The sequence below is a fragment of the Pseudomonas viridiflava genome, from assembly GCF_900602065.1.
In the GTDB taxonomy this organism is placed as follows: Bacteria; Pseudomonadota; Gammaproteobacteria; order Pseudomonadales; family Pseudomonadaceae; genus Aquipseudomonas.
Window position 1 is genome coordinate 62,188 of record NZ_UWFN01000119.1, and the last position, 23,111, is coordinate 85,298.

The 23,111-nt window shown below is 58.5% G+C and carries 17 protein-coding genes; 12 read left to right on the forward strand and 5 right to left on the reverse strand.

The annotated features are described in order from the left end of the window. Positions 1-30: 30 nt before the first annotated feature. Positions 31-849: an iron uptake system protein EfeO gene (gene efeO, locus EE949_RS07910; protein ID WP_122663806.1), complete on the forward strand. Its 819-nt coding sequence runs from the start codon at positions 31-33 to the stop codon at positions 847-849. Between the two features lie 175 nt (positions 850-1,024). On the opposite strand, the gene EE949_RS07915 is transcribed toward efeO, so the two are convergent. After that, a complete protein-coding gene (locus tag EE949_RS07915) occupies positions 1,025-1,693 on the reverse strand; it encodes a polysaccharide lyase family 7 protein (RefSeq protein ID WP_122663807.1) in 669 nt (222 codons plus the stop codon). A 531-nt stretch (positions 1,694-2,224) separates the two neighbouring features. Between EE949_RS07915 and EE949_RS07920 the strand changes: the two genes are divergently transcribed. Genes EE949_RS07920 through EE949_RS07940 form a run of 5 tightly spaced genes read left to right on the forward strand, consistent with a single transcriptional unit; the run spans position 2,225 to position 7,299 of the window. After that, positions 2,225-2,677 carry a MarR family winged helix-turn-helix transcriptional regulator gene (locus EE949_RS07920; protein WP_122663808.1) on the forward strand — a complete coding sequence of 151 codons (453 nt, stop codon included), beginning with the start codon at positions 2,225-2,227 and terminating at the stop codon, positions 2,675-2,677. Then, positions 2,674-4,761, forward strand: a complete 2,088-nt coding sequence (locus EE949_RS07925; protein ID WP_162874704.1) for an FUSC family protein — start codon at positions 2,674-2,676, stop codon at positions 4,759-4,761. Before EE949_RS07920 ends, EE949_RS07925 begins: the two co-directional genes overlap by 4 nt. Next, positions 4,758-4,967 (forward strand): DUF1656 domain-containing protein, encoded by a 210-nt coding sequence (locus EE949_RS07930; RefSeq protein ID WP_122663809.1) that lies wholly within the window; start codon positions 4,758-4,760, stop codon positions 4,965-4,967. The genes EE949_RS07925 and EE949_RS07930 overlap by 4 nt, the downstream gene beginning before the upstream one ends. Next, entirely contained in the window at positions 4,964-5,863 is a 900-nt protein-coding gene (locus tag EE949_RS07935) for an efflux RND transporter periplasmic adaptor subunit (protein ID WP_122663810.1), read from the forward strand. The genes EE949_RS07930 and EE949_RS07935 overlap by 4 nt, the downstream gene beginning before the upstream one ends. Continuing rightward, positions 5,860-7,299 carry an efflux transporter outer membrane subunit gene (locus tag EE949_RS07940; RefSeq protein ID WP_122663811.1) on the forward strand — a complete coding sequence of 480 codons (1,440 nt, stop codon included), beginning with the start codon at positions 5,860-5,862 and terminating at the stop codon, positions 7,297-7,299. Before EE949_RS07935 ends, EE949_RS07940 begins: the two co-directional genes overlap by 4 nt. 789 nt (positions 7,300-8,088) lie before the next feature. On the opposite strand, the gene EE949_RS07955 is transcribed toward EE949_RS07940, so the two are convergent. After that, entirely contained in the window at positions 8,089-9,111 is a 1,023-nt protein-coding gene (locus tag EE949_RS07955) for a transporter (protein WP_122663866.1), read from the reverse strand. A gap of 304 nt (positions 9,112-9,415) precedes the next feature. Further along, complete coding sequence (locus EE949_RS07960; RefSeq protein WP_122663812.1) at positions 9,416-10,243, reverse strand: aldo/keto reductase; 828 nt, start codon at positions 10,241-10,243, stop codon at positions 9,416-9,418. Positions 10,244-10,572: 329 nt separating this feature from the next. Between EE949_RS07960 and EE949_RS07965 the strand changes: the two genes are divergently transcribed. Further along, positions 10,573-12,189, forward strand: a complete 1,617-nt coding sequence (locus tag EE949_RS07965; protein WP_122663813.1) for an inorganic phosphate transporter — start codon at positions 10,573-10,575, stop codon at positions 12,187-12,189. 157 nt (positions 12,190-12,346) lie between these two features. On the opposite strand, the gene egtB is transcribed toward EE949_RS07965, so the two are convergent. Continuing rightward, positions 12,347-14,497 (reverse strand): ergothioneine biosynthesis protein EgtB, encoded by a 2,151-nt coding sequence (egtB, locus tag EE949_RS07970; RefSeq protein WP_122663814.1) that lies wholly within the window; start codon positions 14,495-14,497, stop codon positions 12,347-12,349. 128 nt (positions 14,498-14,625) lie between these two features. Beyond that, positions 14,626-14,994 (reverse strand): DUF427 domain-containing protein, encoded by a 369-nt coding sequence (locus tag EE949_RS07975; RefSeq protein WP_122663815.1) that lies wholly within the window; start codon positions 14,992-14,994, stop codon positions 14,626-14,628. Positions 14,995-15,463: 469 nt separating this feature from the next. On the opposite strand from EE949_RS07975, the gene EE949_RS07980 reads away from it, so the two are divergent. The 5 genes from EE949_RS07980 (at position 15,464) to EE949_RS08005 (ending at position 23,084) form a co-directional block, all read left to right on the forward strand. Next, positions 15,464-16,639: an XdhC family protein gene (locus tag EE949_RS07980; protein ID WP_122663816.1), complete on the forward strand. Its 1,176-nt coding sequence runs from the start codon at positions 15,464-15,466 to the stop codon at positions 16,637-16,639. 428 nt (positions 16,640-17,067) lie between these two features. Further along, complete coding sequence (locus EE949_RS07990; RefSeq protein WP_122663817.1) at positions 17,068-18,747, forward strand: MFS transporter; 1,680 nt, start codon at positions 17,068-17,070, stop codon at positions 18,745-18,747. Then, entirely contained in the window at positions 18,744-19,934 is a 1,191-nt protein-coding gene (locus tag EE949_RS07995; RefSeq protein ID WP_122663818.1) for an HlyD family secretion protein, read from the forward strand. The genes EE949_RS07990 and EE949_RS07995 overlap by 4 nt, the downstream gene beginning before the upstream one ends. Before the next feature lie 906 nt (positions 19,935-20,840). Then, positions 20,841-21,929: an enoyl-CoA hydratase/isomerase family protein gene (locus EE949_RS08000; protein WP_122663819.1), complete on the forward strand. Its 1,089-nt coding sequence runs from the start codon at positions 20,841-20,843 to the stop codon at positions 21,927-21,929. A gap of 3 nt (positions 21,930-21,932) precedes the next feature. Continuing rightward, entirely contained in the window at positions 21,933-23,084 is a 1,152-nt protein-coding gene (locus EE949_RS08005) for an acyl-CoA dehydrogenase family protein (protein ID WP_122663820.1), read from the forward strand. The last annotated feature ends 27 nt before the right edge of the window (positions 23,085-23,111 follow it).

Genomic DNA, 23,111 nt, shown 5'->3' on the forward strand with positions numbered 1-23,111 from the left:
CTTAAAAGCCACCTCAACAGGAAGAGTCCCATGAAGAAGTTGCCTTTTGCTTTGCTGCTCACCGCAGGTCTGCTGCAGACCCCGGTCTTCGCCGCCACCGCGCCGCTGGACCTGGTAGGGCCGGTTTCGGATTACAAGATCTACGTCACCGAACAGATCGGCGAACTGGTCAGCCACACTCAGAAGTTCACCGATGCAGTGAAGAAAGGCGACTTGGCTACCGCCAAAAAGCTGTATGCGCCCACTCGCGTGTTCTATGAAGAAATCGAGCCAATGGCTGAACTGTTCAGCGACCTTGATGCGTCCATCGACTCACGTGTTGATGACCACGAAGCAGGCGTGAATGCCGAAGACTTCACCGGCTTCCACCGCCTGGAATACGCACTGTTTTCGCAGAACACCACTAAAGATCAGGGTCCGATCGCTGACAAGCTGATGGCCGACGTGAAAGACCTGGAAACCCGCGTCGCCGGTCTGACCTTCCCGCCTGAAAAAGTAGTGGGCGGTGCTGCTGCGTTGCTGGAAGAAGTCGCTGCGACCAAGATCTCCGGTGAAGAAGACCGCTACAGCCACACCGACCTGTATGACTTCCAGGGCAACATCGACGGCGCGAAGAAAATCGTCGACCTGTTCCGTCCGCAAATCGAGAAGTCCGACAAGGTGTTCGCTGCCAAGGTCGACAAGAACTTCGCGACCGTGGACAAGATCCTGGCCAAGTACAAAACCAAAGATGGCGGTTTTGAAACGTACGACAAAGTGAAAGAGAACGACCGCAAAGCACTGGTCGGCCCGGTTAACACCCTGGCTGAAGACCTGTCGACCCTGCGCGGCAAGCTGGGCTTGAATTGAGTTAACCCGACCTTTGGGATTGGGATGGATTGATCTAGCCCGATCCTGTGGGAGCGGTGCTTGCCCGCGATAAGGTACATGCGGTCTGGCTGAGAGTCGCAGTGTTCCTATCGCGGGCAAGCACCGCTCCCACAGGGGTTATGCATCCCCTGTGGAATATCCACCAAGCCTGCCCTTACGCCTTCTTGTCGTGATTGATGATCAGCTTGTAAAACGTTGCAGCCCCGCCTTCAGTGGCATATCCAGTGTTGTCCTGGGTATACACACCCGCCTTGAAGTACAGCAGCTTGTCTTTCCAGCCTGCATCCAGCTTGGCACTCCACACATAATCAGCCGCATTGACTGACAGATTGCCTGCCGGAGTCAGATGGATGCTGTAGCTGAAGCGTTCGTTCAAAGGCACGCCTGAGGCAATGTTGATCACTTCGATTTCAGAGTCCGGACCACGACGAAACTTGGCAACGATATTGCCGGTCTGCAGTTTTTCCTTGAACTGGTACTCCACCTTGAGCAACGGCTCGGTGCTCTGGAAAGCGTGAATCTGGCCGATGACGATTTTGCCGGTAGAAGGCACTTGATTGACCGTGAGTGCAGCACGCAGGAAGTTGTCCGCCTGGGAATATTTCCAGTTGTAAACCTTGCCGTCCGCTGTCGTCTCTCGCAGTTCCGTCCTTGGAAATTTAGCGTTCTCGGTTTTGGACCCCGTCACGGGTGCCCAGAAGAACAAAGTATTGCCCGAACGAAAATAACCATCCTGATAACCCTGAACCAGCTTGGGGGTATCGATAATGACGGATGGAGTGCCTACAGGAATGGAAAGGTTCCAGGTGGCGAGGTCGATCATTGCATGCTCACAAGGTGCGACAAGCGCACCGACAAAGGTCTCTAAACCGGGCGTTTTGGCTACCCGATGGCTTCGTCTGGCATATCGGCTGAATCGATTTTTTTCTGAACGGGATACGGCACTGGATTGGCGTCAATAAAACAACACTCAACTTCTAAAGCCACTATTTAGGCATCACTCATCATCCCCCTTCCCGCCCCCTCATCTGACCTGGAGAGGCCATCAAATCTACAAACCCTAAAATGTGAACCACGTCAGTTTTTTGGACGAGCGTCCCTGAAACACGCTTTGACAGGCGAAAAACTCTCACTAATCGCCGACGAGCGGTATGAAAATAATTACTTTGCCGGGCACTTTTTTTAATTACCCGTGTCGCTATCGTCCTCTTTACCCTTTCTCCGGCTCTGGAAAGCATCCCTGCCATTCGGCAATTCGGGCTTGACTGTAAGACTTTGTTACAGGATTATAGTTAGCAAGCTAATTATGTTGTCACGAACAATGTCCTCGCTAACTAATTCCCCCGGTTCCGTTATGTCTCTTGATGCACTGCAGATGAGCATCAGCAGCGGCATGGTCGCCTCATCCCGCCAATGGCGCAGGATCTGCCACAACACCTTGGTGCGTTACGGCGTTTCCGAAGCCTGCGCGGCTCCACTGTTGATGATTCTGCGTCTGGGTGATGGCGTGAATCAGGTCACCGTTGCACACGCCGCCGGTATGGAAAGCCCCACCCTCGTCCGCCTGCTGGACCAGCTCTGCAACGCCGACATCGTTTGCCGCACCGAAGACCCGTCAGATCGTCGGGCGAAATCCCTGAGCCTCACCGAAAATGGTCGCGTCGTAGCGCTGGCCATCGAGGACGAATTACTGCGCTTGCGTCGTGAGGTGCTCAAAGGCGTCGCCAAAGAAGACCTCGAAGCGACCCTGCGGGTCTTCAAGGCGTTCAGCGACGCCGCCAATCAAGACAGTACGGGGTCGCTTTGAAAGATTTCTTCGCAGGCGTGCCCCCGGCGCGGGACTGGTTCTATGGCGTCCGGACCTTCGGCGCGTCCATGCTGGCGCTGTATATCGCCCTGCTGATGGAAATGCCGCGGCCGTACTGGGCGATGGCAACGGTCTATATCGTTTCCAGTCCGTTCGTGGGTCCGACCAGTTCCAAAGCGTTGTACCGCGCGCTGGGTACGCTGACCGGCGCAGCGGCTTCGGTATTCATCGTGCCGATGTTCGTGCAGACCCCGTTTCTGCTGGCCGTGGTGATTGCCCTGTGGACCGGCACATTGCTGTTTTTGTCGTTGCATCTGCGCACCGCCAACAGCTACGCGCTGATGCTGGCGGGCTACACCATGCCGCTGATTTCCTTCCCGGTGGTGGACAACCCGCAAGCGGTGTTCGAGATCGCCGTGTCCCGTACTGAAGAAATCTTCCTCGGCATCATCTGCGCGGCCGTTGTCGGCAGCATGTTCTGGCCACGTCGGCTGGCGCCGGTCATGCAGGGCGCGGCGGATAAATGGTTTACCGATGCCTCGGCCTACAGCGATCGCTTTCTGGCGCGCAATACGAGTGCTGAGGAAGTCGGCGCCCTGCGCAGCTCGATGGTCGGCACCTTTAACACCCTTGAACTGATGATCGGCCAGTTGCCCCATGAGGGCGCCAGCAAACAAACGGTGCGCAATGCCAAAGAGCTGCGCGGTCGTATGATCCACCTGTTGCCGGTGATTGATGCGCTGGACGATGCCTTATGGGCCCTGGAGCGACGCACGCCGGAACTGGTCGCCGACCTCGCGCCGCTACTGATCGAGACCCGCGCCTGGCTGGAAAATACCGCCAGCGGCTTACAGACTGGACAATGGCAAACCTTGCATCTGGAACTTGAGCACCTGCAGCCGACTGAAGCGCAGCTCGACGACCGCCGCCAGTTGCTGCTGTCCAACGCTCTGTATCGGCTGGGTGAGTTCATCGATTTGTGGCAGGACTGCCGCACTTTGCAACACGCGATCAAGACCGACGACCAGACACCCTGGCGCGCCGTCTACCGGCATTGGCGGCTGGCACGCATCACGCCGTTTCTCGATCGCGGGCTGATGCTCTATTCGGTGATGACCTCGGTGCTGGCGATCATCATTGCCTCGGTGCTGTGGATTCTGCTGGGCTGGACAGACGGTGCAGCCGCCGTGGCTCTGGCCGCCGTGTCCTGCAGCTTCTTCGCGGCAATGGATGACCCGGCTCCGCAGATTTACCGGTTCTTTTTCTGGACCATGCTGTCCGTGCTATTCGCCAGTCTTTACCTGTTTGTGGTCTTGCCCAACCTGCATGATTTTCCGATGCTGGTGCTCGCCTTTGCAGTGCCGTTCATTTGTGTCGGCACCCTGACCGTACAGCCGCGCTTTTATCTCGGCACCTTGCTGACCATCGTCAACACTTCGTCCTTTGTCAGCATTCAGAGCGCCTACGACGCGGACTTTCTGAACTTCATCAATTCGAATCTGGCGGGGCCGGTAGGTCTGCTGTTTGCCTTTATCTGGACCCTGATCATGCGTCCGTTTGGGGTAGAGCTGGCCGTCAAACGCCTGACCCGCTTCAGCTGGCGCGACATTGTGGCCCTGAGCGAACCGGCCACACTGGCGGAGCACCGTGCCATGGGCGCGCAGATGCTTGATCGTCTGATGCAGCAACTGCCGCGGCTGACCATCACGGCGCAAGACACCGGCATCGCCCTGCGTGATTTGCGTGTGGCGCTGAATCTGCTCGACATGCTCGCCTGGTTACCCAGGGCGCATGCGGCACAACAGTTAATGTTGCGTCAGGTCGTGGAAGAAGTCGGCAGCCACTTTCAGGCCTGCCTGAAAGCGAACGAACGTCTGCCCGCGCCTAAAGGCATGTTGATGACCATGGACCGCGCCCGCCGTGCGCTGAGTGTTGAGTCACTGGGGCTGGATCCGGCCCGCCAGCATTTGTTGCACGCACTGAGCGGCCTTCGCCTGGCATTGTTGCCCGGCGTGGAAATCGTCAACGCGGCTACCGAAACCGAAGCACTACCGCCCCACGGCCTCGACGGAGCGTCCCTATGATTGGCGATCTGGACATCAGCGGGGTCTTCGTGCCCACGTTTCTCGCGCTGATGGGCATTACCTATTTGCTGTTTCTCGGCGTGCACGCGGTGTTATCGCGCACCCGTTTCTACCGTCTGGTCTGGCACCGGGCATTGTTCAACGTAGGTCTATACGCTTTGTTGCTCGGCGCCGTGGATACTCTCAGTCGATACCTGATGAAATGAAAAAACCTCTGCTTACTTTGGGCCGCGTGGTCCTGACTCTGCTGGTTGTGACATTCGCTGCCATCGTCGTGTGGCGCATGGTCATGTATTACATGTACGCACCCTGGACCCGCGACGGTCACATCCGCGCCGACATCGTGCAGATCGCGCCGGACGTGTCCGGGCTGATCGAGAAGGTCGAAGTCGGTGATAACCAGTTGGTCAGCAAAGGCCAGGTGCTGTTCACCATCGACCAGGACCGCTTCCGCCTGGCCCTGCGCCAGGCGAAAGCGACAGTTGCCGAGCGTCAGGAAACCTGGGAACAGGCCCGCCGCGAGAACAAGCGTAACCGTGGCCTCGGCAATCTGGTGGCCCGTGAGCAACTGGAAGAAAGCCAGTCCCGGGAAGCTCGCGCGCTGTCGGCGTTGCAGGAATCACAAGTCGCGGTGGATGCCGCGCAACTGAACCTGGATCGCTCAGTGATTCGCAGCCCCGTGGACGGCTACCTCAACGACCGGGCACCGCGCTCTCACGAGTTCGTCACCGCTGGCCGACCTGTCCTGTCAGTGGTGGATAACGCGTCCTTCCACATTGATGGCTACTTCGAAGAAACCAAGCTCGATGGCATTCATATTGGCCAGAGCGTGGACATTCGGGTGATCGGCGACAACGCCCGCCTGCGTGGTCACGTGGTGAGCATCGTCGCCGGCATCGAAGACCGTGACCGCACCAGTGGCTCCAACCTGTTGCCCAACGTCAACCCGGCGTTCAGTTGGGTACGCCTGGCCCAGCGCATTCCAGTGCGCATCGCCTTCGACGAAGTGCCGGACAACTTCCGCATGATCGCGGGGCGTACGGCCACGGTATCGATCATCGAAGACAGTCAGGCGATTCACACAGAGGAGCCTGGCAAATGACACACCTTACGCGCCTGACGGCAACGGTCGGGCTTGGCTTGCTGCTGTCGGCGTGTCAGATGGTTGGTCCCGACTACAAACTGCCCAAGGACGCCGCGATCAATCGCCCGGACCTGCAAGGCGAATTGGCCGGAGAGTCGGTCAACACGATTTCTGCGCCCGTGCCTGCTGACTGGTGGCGTCTGTATCAGGATCCGCGCCTGGATCAACTGGTGCAGCAGGCGATGGCCTCCAATACCGACCTGCGCATCGCTGCGGCCAACCTGCAACGCGCGCGTTATCAGACTTCAGAGGCAGAAGCCGCAGGCGGTTTTACCACCAGCGCAAAGGCCGGCGCCCAGCGTCTTCAGGAATCCGGTGAAGCCTTCTTGCTGACCGAGAAAGTCCCGGTGGGCAACGTGGGTGATGTAGGCATTACCACGTCGTACCAGTTCGATTTGTTCGGCACGCTGCAACGAGGCATCGAAGCGGCCAGCGCCAATGTCGACGCTGCGCAGGCTGCGGCCGATACCGCACGTATCACATTGGTAGCTGACGTGGTTCGCGCCTACACCCAAGTCTGCGCGGCCAACGAAGAACACGACATCGCCATGGAATCGCTGAACCTGCAAAAGCAGAGCGTCAGCCTGACCCAGCGTCTGCGCGATGCGGGCCGTGGTGACGAAACCCAGGTGACGCGCTCGGAAACTCAGTTCAAATCCTTGAGTGCTGAACTGCCGCGTTACGAGGCCTTGCGTCAGACCGGTCTGTATCGTTTGTCGATGCTGCTGGCCAAACCGCTGGATCAATTACCGGAAGGTGTCAGCACCTGTAATGAGTTGCCGCATATCGCGCAGGTCATGCCGGTGGGCGATGGCGCAGCGCTGCTCAAGCGTCGCCCGGATGTACGTCAGGCAGAACGGCGTCTGGCGGCATCGACCGCTGAAATCGGTGTGGCGACGGGTGAGTTGTATCCGGACATCAGTATTGGCGCGACGGTGGCGACTATTGGTCTGGTGGAGAATCTTGGCAAGCCGGTGGCGAATCGTTGGGGGTTTGGTCCGTTGATCAATTGGACTATCCCGTCGAATGGTTCCCGTGCCCGGATTCATCAGGCTGAGGCGTCGAGTCAGGCGGCATTGGCGCGCTTTGATGGTGTGGTGCTGAATGCTATCCGGGAAACCCAGACCGGTCTGGCGCAATATACGGCGCTGTTGCAACGCCGTGATGCGCTGACCGATGCAGCGCAGTCGGCTGAGCAGGCGGCGGATCAGACGCATCGTTTCTTCAAGGCCGGACGGGCTTCGTTTCTGGCTGATTTGCAGGCGACCCGGACTTATACGGATGTGCGGGCGCAGTTGGCGACAGCCAATACGCAGGTGGCGATGGGGCAGATTGATCTGTTTCTGGCGTTGGGTGGAGGTTGGGAGAGTAGCGGCTCGGCGCCTAAGCCCTGAGTGTTGCGGCTTGTGTACATATCCGTTACCGCGGTGATGCGAATATTGGTTGCGCTTTTACAGCGCGTCACTTTTGGGGCCGGAAGCCGGCCCAGCCAAAAGTAACCAAAAGGCTCTTGCCCCACCACTTGGTGCCTCGCCTAGGCTCGGCATGCCCGCCCACAGATCCTGAACCGTGGGCCGCCGCAACGGGCCATCCATGGCCCAATGCGGCTAACCCGGCATCCTTGCCGGGTTGCCCACGCTTCAGAATCTGCGTTCGGCCAGCGTGGTTTGACGGGGCGCCTAAAATCAAAAGCAGATCAAAAGCATAGCGAATACGGCAGGATCGCCTCGGCCCGGTAGGAGCGAACTTGTTCGCGAGACGCCAGCACAGCGAACACAGACGTCGTCTGACACACCGCTTCGCAGCCTTCGGCAGCTCCTACAGAAGCCCGGCAAATTCGCAAATCAGGTCGGCTGTCAGGCCGCCGCGCTTTCGATTTTGATCTGAGGCGCCCCGTCAAACCACGCTGGCCGAACGCAGATTCTGAAGCGTGGGTAACCCGGCAGGACGCCGGGTTAGCCGCACCGGGCCATGGATGGCCCATTGCGGCGGCCCACGGTTCAGGATCTGCGGGCGGGTACACCGAGCGACAGCGAGGTGCCGAGTGGTGGGGGCACAGACTTTTTGGTTACTTTTGGGGCGTTTGCCAAAAGTGACCCGCCGTAAGGGCGGAACCATAATTCCAGAACACCTAAGTAACGGATATGTACTCAAAACCACCTAACGCGCGAAAGCGCCCCCCATTACCCCTGATCCCGATTCTTGCGAAACGCCCACCGCCCCGCAATCAACGTAAACGTCGCCACCAGCGCAACCAACACCCAGAACCCCTCCGGATCACTCGCCAGCGGAATACCGCCGACGTTCATCCCGAAGAAACCCGCAACGATGTTGATCGGCAGCGCCAGCACAGTCACCACCGTTAGCGTAAACAGCGTACGGCTGCTCTGCTCGTTAAGGTTCGCGGCGATCTCCTCCTGCAGCAACTTGATGCGCTCCCCCAACGCCACCAGATCGCTGATCACCAAAGCCGACTCCTCCGTGGATTGCCGCAACTCCTGCACGTCAGCTTCCAGCAACCAGTCAGGCGGACGATGCAACAAGCGCATCAGCGAACCAGGTTCCAGCGCCAACAGACGTTGCAGACGCACCAACACCCGGCGCATCGCGCCCAGCTCCGAGCGGTTATTGCTCAAGCGTTGCGACAGCAACTGATCTTCGATCTTGTCGACACTCAAACTGGTCTTGCGCAGAAACTGCGTCAGCACTTCGCCCTGATCACGAAGCAGGTGCACCAACAGCTCAAGGGGCGAACGAAACCGCTCGCCACGTTTGACAGAAGAACGCAACTTGTCCACCGAACGCAAAGGATGCAGCCGGGCAGTGATCAGCAGATTGTGGTGAGTACAGACCCACAACGTCGAAATGTCGGTCGACAACATGTTGAAGTCGAAGACCACATCGTTGACCACCGCCAGCAGCGCGGAATCCACATGTTCGATACGGGTCGAGCGGGAGCCTTCGTGCAGCGCTTCGAAGAACTCGTCCGGCAGGCGCAGATGGGTTTTCATCCAGCGCTCACAGGCCGCATGGGCCAGATTCAGATGCAGCCAGATGAACTCTTCACTGTCCTGGCTGGAATCCAGGCAGTGCAGTGCGGCAGCAGAACCGATTTCCCTGCCGCTTTCTCCAGGCTTGAAACTGAAACCGTAAAGCAGGCCGAACAGGTCTGAATCCTGGTGGTTCTGCACGATGCTTTGGTTCATGAATGCTCGCTGGCCGAGATGCGCCGGGTCCATGGCAAAGGGACGAAGTGCGCATCATGGCAAGCTGTTGTTGCAGATTTGTTGCATTCTCGATCATTCCCATGGGACCGGCTTCATCTGGGACGACGGCATTTCTGACGACAAAGAAACTATAGATGTAACGGCCTCTTCGCGAATAAATTCGCTCCCACAGGTTCAACACGATCCTGTGGGACCGGATTTATCCGGGAAGGCGATATTCCTGACGATACAAAATGCATCGGCTGTACCGACCTCTTCCCAACTGAAGCTGATCGCTCGGGCTTTAAACCATCGCCAACGGCATTTTGCGACTCGGCACTGGCCAGGCTCTGTCGATGTCGGCAAGGTCCTGCGCAGTGAGGACTAGCTCAGCTGCGGCAGCGTTGAGCTCGATGTGTTTGGGAGTGACGGCCTTGGGGATCGCGATCATGTTGCTCTGACGCAATACCCACGCAAGGCTGATCTGCGCCGCCGTCGCATTGTGACGCAAAGCGATTTCGTGCAGCGCCGGATGGTGCAGGAGGTTCCCCGCCTGGCCCTGGCCAATCGGGCAGTACGCCATGATGGGCAGGTTGTTGGCATGCGCCCAAGGCAACAGGTCAAACTCGATGGCACGGTCTTCCGGGTTGTACAGCACCTGATTGGTAGCGCACGCAGGGTTGCCCAGCTCCAGCATGTCGGGCACGTCAAAGTTCGATACGCCCCAACGGCCGATCTTGCCTTCTTCACGCAGACGCTCGAACGCCTCGACGGTTTCTTCCAGAGGGTAAGAACCCGGCCAGTGCAGCAGGTAAAGATCGATGTAGTCGGTCTTCATCCGCTTGAGGCTGCGTTCACAAGCCGCCGGGATGCCTTGTCGGCTGGCGTTATGCGGATAAACCTTGCTCACTACGAAGACTTTATCGCGCTGCCCGGCAATGGCCTCGCCGACGATGTGTTCGGCGGTACCGTCAGCGTACATCTCTGCGGTGTCGATCAGGCTCATCCCCAGTTCGATGCCCTGGCACAGTGCGCGAATCTCGGCCGAACGCAGGTCCTGGCGCTCCCCCATATGCCAGGTACCCTGGCCGATAACCGGGACCTGTTTATCCGCTAATTCGAGAGTACGCATGGGTAGTGCCCGCCAGTGAGTTAAATGATGAGGAGTGAGGCAGTGAATTGGAGAAAGGGTTCAGTGAAATGAGCAAAAAGCGGGCCTGAGGGGTGGAGTCAGGTGCTGTAAACAGGATCACTGTAGGAGCTGCCGAAGGCTGCGAGGCGGTGTGTCATGAACATTCAATCGCAGCCTTCGGCAGCTCCTACAGAGAAAGCATTTCAATTCAGCGGTGTGCCAATCATCCGAAACCCCTGATTAATCGAACGATCGTTGACCTGTGTAGCATCTCGGTAACATTTTGTAATGAACATGGGCGAATCCATTCTTCAGCAGGATCACGCACCATGGCTATCAGCACACTGGCCCCGGACGCCTTCGAACAGGGCAACGCCTCAAAACCCCAACTGCACCGCAAACCCAGCACCCTGACGATGGTGATTTTCTTCGCCATTCTTGCCACGGGTTTGCTGTTCACCGCCTATAGCCTCAAGCAAGACGTGGACGATATGGGCACCGTGGTGACCACCTGGACGCCGTTTCTATTGTTGGGCGTAGCGTTGTTGATCGCCCTGGGGTTCGAATTCGTCAACGGTTTCCACGACACCGCCAACGCCGTCGCGACGGTGATTTATACCCACTCTCTGCCGCCAGGATTTGCAGTGGCCTGGTCAGGGCTTTTCAACTTTCTCGGTGTGCTGTTTTCCAGCGGTGCAGTGGCGTTCGGCATCATCGCCTTGCTGCCGGTTGAACTGATCTTGCAGGTCGGCTCCGGCGCGGGGTTTGCGATGATCTTCGCGTTGCTGATTGCCGCGATTATCTGGAACCTTGGCACTTGGTGGCTGGGCCTGCCCGCCTCGTCTTCTCACACATTGATTGGCTCGATCATCGGCGTCGGCATTGCCAATGCCTTGATGCACGGTCGCGATGGCACCAGCGGTGTGGATTGGTCACAGGCGACCAAAATCGGTTACTCGCTACTGCTTTCACCTTTGGTGGGCTTCGGCTGTGCCGCGTTGCTACTGCTGGCAATGCGCGCGTTCATCAAGAACCGTGCGCTCTATAAAGCGCCAGAAGGCAACTCGCCTCCGCCGTGGTGGATTCGCGGCATGCTGATCGTGACCTGCACCGGCGTCTCCTTCGCTCACGGCTCGAACGACGGGCAAAAAGGCATGGGCTTGATCATGCTGATTCTGGTCGGCACCTTGCCGATGGCTTACGCGTTGAACCGCACCATGCCCGCCGATCAATCCATTCAATTTGCCGCCGTAGCCGAAGTCACTCAACAGGCGCTGACCCGTAACGCGCCACTGCCCGCCCCGGCTGATCCACGCCAGACACTTTCACAGTACCTGGTCAGCAAGCAGGAAACTCCCGAGTTGATTCCGGCCCTGGCGGTGATGGCGGGCAAGATCGGCATCCAGGTCAAAGGTTATGGCTCGCTGTCCAAAGTCCCCGCCGAAGCAGTCGCTAACGTGCGTAATGACATGTACCTGACCTCGGAAACCATCCGCCTGATGGAAAAAAACAAGGTCGGCAATTTCGACGCTGACACTCAGGACAAACTCAAACTGTTCAAGGACCAGATCGACAGTGCCACGCGGTTTATTCCAACCTGGGTCAAGATCGCGGTGGCCATCGCGCTGGGTCTGGGCACGCTGGTGGGCTGGCGACGGATCGTGGTGACGGTCGGCGAAAAGATCGGCAAGACCCACATGACCTATGCCCAGGGCGCCTCTGCAGAAGTCGTGGCGATGATGACCATCGGCGCAGCGGACATGTATGGCCTGCCGGTTTCGACCACGCATGTATTGTCATCCGGGGTGGCCGGCTCCATGGTCGCCAACGGCTCGGGCCTGCAACTAAGGACACTGCGCAATCTGGCCATGGCCTGGGTATTGACCCTGCCAGCGGCGATCCTGCTGTCGGGATCGCTGTACTGGGTGTTCATTCAGATTTTCTGATAGTCGCCCGCAGGCAGTAAGTGCGCTTTGAGAAAATCGATCAAGGCCCGCAGCTTCGGCGATGCATGCTGACTGGCGGGCCAGATCGCCGGGTTGTAACGGCACTCCTGATCAGCGCCAGCGCACGTCGCGCTGGCTTTCCGGCAGGCAAATACCGCTAGGCGTGCAGGGTAAACAGCGCCACCTCAGGCTCGGCGCTGACCCAATGCTGGCTCACCGACCACCCGGCACTGGCAGCCAGCGCAGTAAACGACTCAACGGTGAACTTGTGAGAGTTCTCTGTATGCAGCCGCTCACCGACGCCGAAGTGGAAGGTATGCCCCGCCACCGAGGCCACTTGCTCCACACGGCTGACCAGATGCATTTCCATCCGCAGGTCCTGATCGTTCCACAGCGCCAGATGCTCGAAATCATCAACGTTGAACGTGCCGTCCAGTTCCCGGTTGATTCGGGTCAGCAGGTTTTTATTAAAGCGTGCGGTCACGCCTCGAGCATCGTCATAAGCCGCGACCAGCGTCTGCGGGTCCTTGACCAGATCGACCCCGACTATGAAGTGTGCGTTGTCGCCTAACAGACTGTGCGCCGCACGGAGAAATTTAACGGCCTGCTCAGGGGTGAAATTGCCGATGGTCGAACCCGGGAAAAACCCCACCCGCGGTAAACCGTCAGCCGCCCTTGGCAACTTCAAGGCCCGGGTAAAATCGTCGACCTGCGGCGCCACCGTCAAATGCGGGTACTTATTGCTGAGCTGATGCGCTGCTCGATTCAGCGCGTTGGCGCTGATGTCGATGGGCACGTACACGGCGATCTGCGGTGCAGCATCCAGCAGTAAACAGGTCTTGTCACTGGCACCACTGCCAAACTCTACCAGCGCAGCGCCCTGAGGAATCAACCCGGCCATTTGGGTTGCCACGTCGGTCAGAAGGCGAGTCTCCGCGCGAGTCGGATAGTATTCCGCGGTCTCGCAGATGGCTTCGAACAGTTGCGAGCCTGATGCGTCGTAAAAATATTTAGGCGAAAGGTTTTTCACTGGCGAGGACAGCCCGGCGATTACGTCACGGGCGAACTCGCTGTCATGCGGATTGACGACACCGGGTTGGCGACTGTCCCGCGCCAAACGCAAGCCGGAAACCACCCAGCGTTTTTCCGGGTGAAAGAAGTTACGGTACGTCGCTCGCGAATGGCTGGGCGACGTCACGCTGGCCCCGCCGCGCAAGACCATTTGATTGATCATGAACTTGCCGTTGTACTCACCGACCGCGCTGGCCGCAGGACGAAATCCGGGATACGCGCTGTACGCACTTTGCGTCCATTGCCAGGCCACATCGTCCACTTGCTCAAGCAGCCCTGCCAATGCCGCCGCCTCCCATTCAGCTTCGGTGGGCAATCGGGCATCGGCCCAATGCGCAAAGGCTGCCGCTTCGTAATAACTGATGTGCGTGACTGGCGCCTCCGGATCAAGGGGCTCAAGGCCGCGCAACGTCATGCAACGCCATCCGTGATCGTCATCGTGTTGCCAGTACATGGGCGCGTCCCAGCCGTTTTCCTGGACGATGGTCCAGCCCTCGGACAACCACAGCCCTGCCTGACTGTAACCACCTGCGTCCATGAACTTCAGCCATTCGCCGTTGGTGACCAATCGATCGCTGATTTCAAAGGACTGCAAATAAGTGGTGTGCCGCGGACCTTCGTTGTCAAAAGCAAAGTCGCTGCCTTGATGACCAATCTCGGTCAGCCCGCCTTTGAGCGGCTTATACCGGCCACGCCGCCCGGCGCTGTCTTTGGGCCATTGAAGGTCATAAGCGGGCTTGAGCGACGAGGTGCTGAACAGATGAAGGATGTCCATCAGCAGCAGTTCCTGATGCTGCTCTTCATGGGCGAGGCCCAGTTCGATCAGGCTGCTCAACGTCGACGACAACGGCCGTTGCAACAGACTGTCCATGTGACGATCGACATGTTCGCGATAGGCCATGACCTGATCGACCCCGGGACGTGTCATCAAACCACGTTGCGGGCGGGGATGGCGCGGGCCAACGGCTTCGTAATAAGAGTTGAAGAGGTAGCCGAAGGCTGGGTCGAAAGGCTCGTAGCCGGGAATGTTTTCGCTGAGCAGGAAGGTCTCGAAAAACCAGGTGGTATGCGCCATGTGCCATTTGGCCGGGCTGGCGTCCGGCATGGACTGGACCACCATGTCTTCGGCGCTCAGAAGGGCTGCAAGATTACGGGTTCGGCTGCGTACGTTCTGATAACGCTTGAGCAGTTCGTTGGCCGCTGGAATCTGGCGAGGCTCGCGTGAGGGGCTGATCATCAGTGTGAATCTCCGGCGTGGCCGCAACCTGTTTGTTCAGGGAGTGCGGCGTCGAGCATTTCATTTATGAGCAACCGGTAAAAACGGACATGGGTCCACTGGCCACCTGCATCTGCCCAAAAGCGCTTTCAGCCCTGCGGCAACTCACTCACGAACGTCACCCGATCCGGGTAGAACGCCACGTGACTCCTGAGCTGCGCCACGGCTCGATAAGGCTGTTCATAGCTCCAGACTGCGTTCGGGATACGCAGCCCATGGATATCGAGACTGAAATAATGGGCATCGCCTTTGTACGGGCAATGGCTTTGATGTTCGGTTCTAACGTAATGTTCAATCCGTATATCTGAACGGGGTATGTATATAACGGGCGGGTATTTAGCTTCTTCGAGCAACAAAGCGTGATCGCTGCGGGCGAGCAGCGTGTCTCTGAACAGAACACTGACGGTGCCTCTGCAGGAAGTGATGGTGATGGGGTGATCGTAGTCGGGAGTTTTCATGTTCGCCGCCTGTTATCCAATAGCAGAGAGCCCGCCGGAATTGAGTTCCTGCAGGAGCTGCCTATGTGTCCATGGCACCGCGCTGTCGCGCAGCAAATATAAGATCTGTAGGAGCTGCCGAAGGCTGCGATCACGGCGTGTCAGGAAAAATGCTTCGCAGCCTTCGGCAGCTCCTACAGAAAATGCATTTCAATCCATCAGTTTGCAGGGTTTCTGACGAGCTGCCTGAGGCGGCGAACGCGATACACCGTCACTCACAGGCCTCGGCAACTCGCACAATGGGGTTTCTTGAGGCAGTTGCCATCAGTGTAGCCAGCCTTGGCCAGTCAGCATTTAACGCGTTCGTATGTCTTGACTGAGCGGCGCAACCACGTATTTTCTGCGGCTTGAACGCCTGCATACGGAACGTTTTCGACGACCCTGCATCCGAACACTCTATGCTGTGCACACAGATTTCCGAGGTTTTGTAATGAATGATCTATCCCGCCTGCTGGAGGCTTTGTCCCTTGCTCATACCGACGGGCAGGACGCGGTCATCGCGACGGTGGTCAAGGTCGAAGGATCGGCTTATCGGCGCCCCGGTGCGCGAATGGTGATCCCTCAGCTAGGCGGCGCCACCGGCACCGTCAGCGGCGGCTGTCTGGAAAGTGATGTAAGCAAGAAAGCCTGGTGGCTGACGGCTTCAGGCAAACCGGTAATCCGCACCTACAGCACTGGCGAGGACGACGATGACCTCGAAGACGCAGAGCTTAGCTTTGGGCTGGGCTGCAATGGCACGGTGCACATTCTCTTCGAGCGGGTCAGTGCGCAGACACCTTCACTGGCAATCAAAGTACTGAAGCAGGTGCAGGCCAGCGCTCGACCGGCGGCCCTGGCCACGGTCATAGGGTCCGAAAGTGAACAGCCAACAGCGCTGGGCGAGCGGGTTGCACTCGACGCCGACGGTAAGCTTGAGCTGCAGATGCACGATCGGCTATTGGCCCAGACCATTGCCGCTGATTTGCAGACAGTGATGGATGCAGAAAAATCAGCGATTCGCAGCTATGAAGGCCATTCAGGCCCGATCCAGGTACTGCTCGAATACATCCCGGCCCCGCGCCGTCTGGTGATTTTCGGTGCGGGTCATGATGCGGTGCCGCTGGTCAACATGGCGCACCTGCAGGGTTGGCACACGACGGTGATCGATGCGCGCACGCACTTCGCACGCCCAGAACGCTTTCCCGACGCAGATCAAGTCAGCGCCCTGCCCTTGCAGCCTTTCGCCGGGATGCAAGCACTGGTCGACGACGCTGCCGTAGTGGTGATGACCCACAGCTACACTCAGGATCGCCACTGGCTGGGGCAGGTACTCGCCCTGCAACCACGTTACATCGGCCAACTGGGGCCGCGCAGCAGAACCGAGCGTTTGCTGGACGAGATGAGCAGCGAAGCTCGTCGACTACCTGCTTTCGCGACGCTGCACTACCCGGTAGGCCTGGATCTGGGTGGCGATACACCGGCAAGCGTTGCATTGTCGATCCTGGCGGAAATCAACGCAGTGCTTAACCGTCGCAGTGGCGGGATGCTCAAGCATCGTGAAGCGAGTATTCATGCGGCAGATGTGATGATGGCGGGTGAAACGGGATTACTTAAGAGCGGGTCTTAGGCAACATTAGCGAAGCTTCTCGGGATCCATCAAGACGCACAGGCCCTGTGGGAAATTCTATGCTGGGCTGCAGACACAACTCCTTGGGGGAGCGAATTCATTCGCGAAGGGGCCGGTACATCGGCAGCTTTTGTATCGTCTGGAACGCCGCCTTCCCGAATAAATTCGGTCCCACACAGACTGTGTGAAAACGTAGCGAGCGACGGCAAGACAAGGCAAAAACAGGCGAAAAAGCGGAGTCTAGGTGTTCTAAATGAGCATTTTTCGCCTGTTTTTAACGCAGTATTGCCGAGCGCAGTAGTTTTCACACAGTCTGCACAGGTTCAGTGTGAGCCAAGGGCATGGATGTCCTGTGTGCGAATTTTATTCGCCACTCTCAACCCGTGACTACCTTCAGACAGTGAAGTACAACCGTTCCAGGTCTACCCATGAGCAGTAAATACATTCAGCGCGACTGGGCTCCGCACGAACGGCCGACCATGCCGGGTTCGCCGTCCACCCCGCTCCATTCGACCCAAAAGCGCTGGGCATTCGCGCTGGTCGGGGTGATCGTGGCGCTGACCGGCGGCCTGGGTAATGCGCTGGTGGTCGCCAACCTGCCCTATCTGCAAGGTTCACTGGGCGCAACTACGGCAGAAGTCGCCTGGCTTCCCGCAGCCTATGTAATGACTAACGTCTCCATGAACCTGGTGCTGGTGAAATTCCGCCAGCAGTTTGGCTTACGGACTTTTACTGAACTGTTTCTGGTGCTCTATGCGCTGGTGACCTTTGCACACTTGTTCGTCAACGACCTGAATTCGGCCATCGCCGTGCGTGCAGCCCATGGCATGGTCGGCGCTGCACTGTCGACCCTTGGGCTGTACTACATGATTCAGGCCTTCCCGCAAAAGTGGCGCCTGAAAGCATTGGTGCTGGGGTTGGGGACGGCGCAACTGGCGATCCCCATGGCCCGGTTGGTGTCCGAGGATCTGCTGCAGATCGCCGAGTGGCGCGGGATTTATCTGTTCGAGTTGGGCATGGCGCTGCTGTCGCTGGGTTGCGTGCTGATGCTCAAACTGCCACCGGGAGACCGCTTCAAGGCGTTCGAAAAGCTCGACTTCCTGACCTTCGGACTGCTTTCCACAGGCTTCGCCCTGCTCTGCGCCGTGCTGTCGCTGGGACGTATCGAATGGTGGCTGGAAAAACCCTGGATCGGCCTGGCATCGGCGGCCTCCATCGGGCTCATATGCGCCGGGCTGGCCATTGAGCATAACCGCACTAACCCGCTGCTGATCACGCGCTGGCTGGGCAGCGGATCCATCCTGCGCCTGGGGCTCGCGGTGATTCTGTTTCGAGTGGTCCTCTCGGAACAATCCATCGGCGCAGTAGGCTTCCTGCAAACCCTGAACATGGGCTCCGAGCAACTGCATTCGCTATATGCCGTGATGTTGCTGGGCAGCGTCGCCGGACTGGCGGTCAGTGCGTGGACGATCAACCCGCAGCACCTGATCAAACCGTTGCTGATTTCTCTTGCGATGATTGCCGTCGGCGCCTGGATGGACAGCGGCTCGACCAACGTAACCCGGCAATCGAACATGTACCTGAGCCAGTTCCTGCTGGCCTTCGGCGGTACGTTCTTTCTCGGCCCGACGCTGGTGCTGGGCATCAGCAGCGTGATCGCCAACCCACGCAACATGGTCAGCTTTTCAGTCCTGTTTGGTATTACCCAGAACCTTGGCGGGCTGATTGGCTCGGCAGTATTTGGCACGTTCCAGATCGTGCGGGAAAAATTTCATTCAAGCGTTTTAGTCGAGCACCTGACGTTGATCAATCCTCAGGTTCAGGCACGTCTGCAGAGTTCCAGCGCCAGCTACGCTTCTGCCATCGCCGACCCATCATCAAGGACGAACCAGGGGATACGCGCCATTGCCTCCACTGCCACCCGGGAAGCCAATATTCTGGCTTACAACGACGTATTCATGCTCATTGCGCTGATCGCAGTCCTGACCATGGTCTGGATTTCCATTCGCGTGACCTGGCTGAAAATGACCACCAGACCGCTGATGGCGAGTACGCCAGCAGCGCCGACACCCACTCCCGTAACCTCCAGCGGCGCCCAACCTTCATGAACGAACCGACCACGCCTCCTGCTTCGTCCACCGCAGCGCCTAGTCCGGCCTCTGAACAACCCGCGGCATCCGGGCCGCCTCCGGCACCAGCCGCCGCCCCTGCCAGCAGTGAGCCGCGCTCGTCACGGACGCGCATTATCTCGTCGATTATTTTTGCCAGCGTGGCGCTGGTCGGCATTCTGATTGTGCTCTACGCATGGCAACTGCCGCCGTTCAGCAGCCCTGTGGAAAGCACTGAGAATGCGCTGGTAAGAGGCCAGACGACGATTATTGGCCCGCAGTTGAGCGGCTACGTGTATGAAGTGCCTGTGCAAGACTTCCAGTTCGTCAAGGCGGGCGACCTGCTGGTGCGCCTCGACGACCGCATTTACCGCCAACATCTAGACCAGTCACTGGCGCAGCTGGGCATCCAGAAAGCCTCACTGGCCAACAACCTGCAACAACGACGCAGCGCCGAAGCGACCATCGCCCAGCGCAAAGCCGCTCTGGAAAACACGATCGCCCAAGGGCGCAAGGCGGCAGCAGACCTGCGTCGCAACCAGGCGCTGGTCACCGATGGTTCGGTCTCGAAAAGCGAACTGGACGTCAGCCGAGCCGCCGATGCCCAGGCTACTGCCGCCATCGCCGAAGCGCGCGCGGCACTGGATATCGCCAAGGAAGACTTGCAAACCGTGATCGTCAACCGTGGCTCGCTGGAGGCATCAGTGGCCAACGCCGAAGCCGCCATCGAACTGGCACGTATCGATCTGAGCAATACCCGCATTCTCGCGCCACGGGACGGCCAACTGGGCCAGATCGGCGTACGTCTGGGCGCTTACGTCAATTCCGGCGCGCAGTTGATGGCTCTGGTACCGGACCGACTCTGGGTCATCGCCAACATGAAAGAAACGCAGATGGTCAATGTGCGCCTCGGCCAGCCTGTCACGTTCACCGTGGACGCGCTGGGTCACGAAAAAATGCACGGACGTGTGCAGCGTATTTCACCTGCGACAGGTTCGGAGTTCAGCCTGCTGCCCGCTGATAACGCCACGGGTAACTTCGTGAAGATTTCCCAACGGGTCCCGGTGCGCATCATCGTAGACCCCGATCAGCCTTTGGCGAAGCGTTTGCGACCAGGGATGTCGGTGGTGGTCAGTATTGATACCAGTCAGGACGGTGAGGTGCCAGCGGATCCGGGTGGTGAGTAAGGGGGCTCATCTTGTGTACATATCCGTTGGTGCGTTATGACGACTATTGGTTGCGCTTTTACAGCGCCTCACTTTTGATACATCCGGAAGCCGGCCCAGACAAAAGTAAGCAAAACGCTCTTGCCCCACCACTAGGTACCTCGCTGTCGCTCGGTATGCCCGTAATCCGACCTTGCTGCGTGGGGCCGCCGCCACCGGCCATCCATGGCCTGAGGCGGCTAAACCGGCATCCCTGCCGGTTTGCCCCACACAGCAATGTCGAATTCCGGCCGACGTGGTCTAACGGGGCGCTTAAGATCAAAATCAAAAGCAGATCAAAAGCAGCGGTTTTACTTCGGACCGGTAGGAGCGAACTTGTTCGCGGGACGTCAGCACAGCCAACGCATTCGACGTCTGGCACACCGCTTCGCAGCCTTCGGCAGCTCCTACAGAAGCCCGGCGAGCGAAAACAATCAGGTCGGCTGTCAGGCCGCCGCGCGTTTGATTTTGATCTGAGGCGCCCCGTCAAACCACGCTGGCCGAACGCAGATTCTGGAGCGTGGGCAACCCGGCAGGACGCCGGGTTAGCCGCATTGGGCCATGGATGGCCCGTTGCGGCGGCCCACGGTTCAGGATCTGCGGGCGGGTACACCGAGCATTAGCGAGGTGCCGAGTGGTGGGGTAAAAGCCTTTTGGTTACTTTTGGGCCCCAAAAGTGACGCGCTGTAAAAGCGCAACCAATGTCAGCCGTCACCGCAAAAATGGATATGCACACAAGAACAAACGCATCATGGATATCAACCGCACCGTGCAAGAACGCCCTAGGACTATGCACCTTTACCGGCTGTCTTTTGCAAATTTGCACTGTTAGCATCGTGACTGTCATCTCTCGCAGCCTATAAAACAAAAACGAACAGGGAGTTTGTAATGACTGCATCTGCTTTACCTGCCCACGAACCGCTTATCGATAACAGCATTCTGGCCCAAGTGCGTAATCACATCGGCCATCTGACGCTCAATCGCCCGGCCGATCTGAACGCCATTGATCTAAGTATGGTGCGCAGCCTTCAGGCACAACTGGACGCCTGGGCCAGTGATGATTCCGTCTACGCCGTCGTCCTGCGCGGCGCCGGAGACAAGGCGTTTTGTGCCGGTGGAGACATCCGCTCTCTGTACCACAGCTATAAAAACGGCGAGGCCACCCACCAGACCTTCTTCGCCGAAGAATATGCGCTGGACCTGACCATTCACCGCTACCGCAAACCAGTCGTTGCGCTCATGGACGGCTATGTCCTGGGCGGCGGTATGGGGCTGGTGCAGGGCGCAGATTTGCGCGTGGTGACCGAACGCAGCCGTCTGGGAATGCCGGAAGTGGCCATCGGTTACTTCCCCGATGTGGGCGGCAGTTACTTTTTACCGAGAATCCCCGGCGAGCTGGGGATCTATCTGGGCGTCACCGGCACCCAGATAGGTGCCGCAGACGCCTTGTATTGCGGGCTCGCCGACTGGTACCTGCACAGTGAAGCACTGGCAGAACTGGACAAGAAGCTCGACCGTCTGCAGTGGCGCAGTCAGCCTCTCAAGGACCTGCAAGGCGCGCTGGCGAAAGTCGCCAGCCAGCACTTGCCGGGGTCTTCTCTGGAAAAACTTCGCCCAGCCATCGATCACTATTTTGCCCAGCCGGACATCCCCAGCATCATCGAACAACTGCGTGAAGTAGCCGTTCTGGACACCCACAGCTGGGCCCTAAGTACCGCAGCGCTGCTGGAGACACGTTCGCCGCTGGCCATGGCCGTCACCCTTGAGATGCTGCGGCGCGGACGTCACCTGTCACTTGAAGACTGCTTCACGCTGGAGCTGCATCTGGACCAACAATGGTTTGAACGTGGCGACCTCATCGAAGGCGTACGCGCACTGATTATCGATAAAGACAAGAAGCCGCAATGGAACCCGCCCAGTGCTCAGGCGCTAAGCGCCGAACATGTGCAGAGTTTTTTCAGCGGCCATGGAGATTGAGCAATGCACGATATCGAACTCACCGAAGAACAAGTGATGATCCGCGACATGGCACGCGATTTCGCCCGCAATGAAATCGCACCCCATGCACAGGCTTGGGAGAAAGCAGGCTGGATCGACGACGCGCTGGTCAGCAAGATGGGCGACCTGGGTTTGCTGGGCATGATTGTTCCCGAAGAATGGGGCGGCACGTACATCGACTACGTCGCCTACGCACTGGGCGTCGAGGAAATTTCAGCAGCAGATGCCGCCACTGGCACGTTGATGAGTGTGCACAGCTCGGTGGGCTGCGGCCCGATTCTGAAATACGGCAGTCAGGAGCAGAAACAGACCTGGCTGGCTGAACTGGCCAGCGGGCGTGCGATTGGCTGTTTCTGCCTGACCGAGCCGCATGCCGGTTCAGAAGCCCATAACTTGCGCACCCGCGCTGAGTTGCACGGCGATGAATGGGTCATCAATGGCGCCAAGCAGTTTGTGAGCAATGGCAAACGGGCAAAGCTGGCCATTGTGTTTGCTGTCACCGATCCGCAGTTGGGCAAAAAAGGCCTGTCAGCGTTTCTGGTGCCCACCGACAATCCGGGCTACACAGTGGACCGCTCGGAACACAAGATGGGCATTCGCGCCTCGGACACCTGCGCCGTCACCCTGAACAATTGTCGCGTGCCCGCAGGCAGTCTGCTGGGCGAGCGTGGCAAGGGACTGTCCATCGCCCTCTCCAACCTGGAAGGTGGACGCATCGGCATTGCCGCCCAAGCCCTGGGGATAGCCCGCGCCGCGTTTGAAGCCGCGTTGACCTATGCGCGGGAACGGGTGCAGTTCGACAAGCCGATCATCGAACACCAGAGCATTTCCAATATGCTCGCCGACATGCACACCCGCATAAATGCCACGCGCTTGCTGATCCTGCACGCTGCCCGACTACGCACCGCAGGCCAACCCTGCTTGTCAGAAGCGTCGCAGGCCAAGCTGTTCGCGTCGGAGATGGCAGAGTCGGTCTGCTCCAAGGCGATCCAGATTCATGGCGGTTATGGCTATCTTGAGGACTACCCGGTCGAGCGCTATTACCGGGATGCCCGCATCACTCAAATCTACGAAGGCTCAAGCGAAATACAGCGGCTGCTGATTGCCAGGGAACTGAAGCATTACTTGATCTGATACTGCCGGCGTGGGACCGGTTTTACC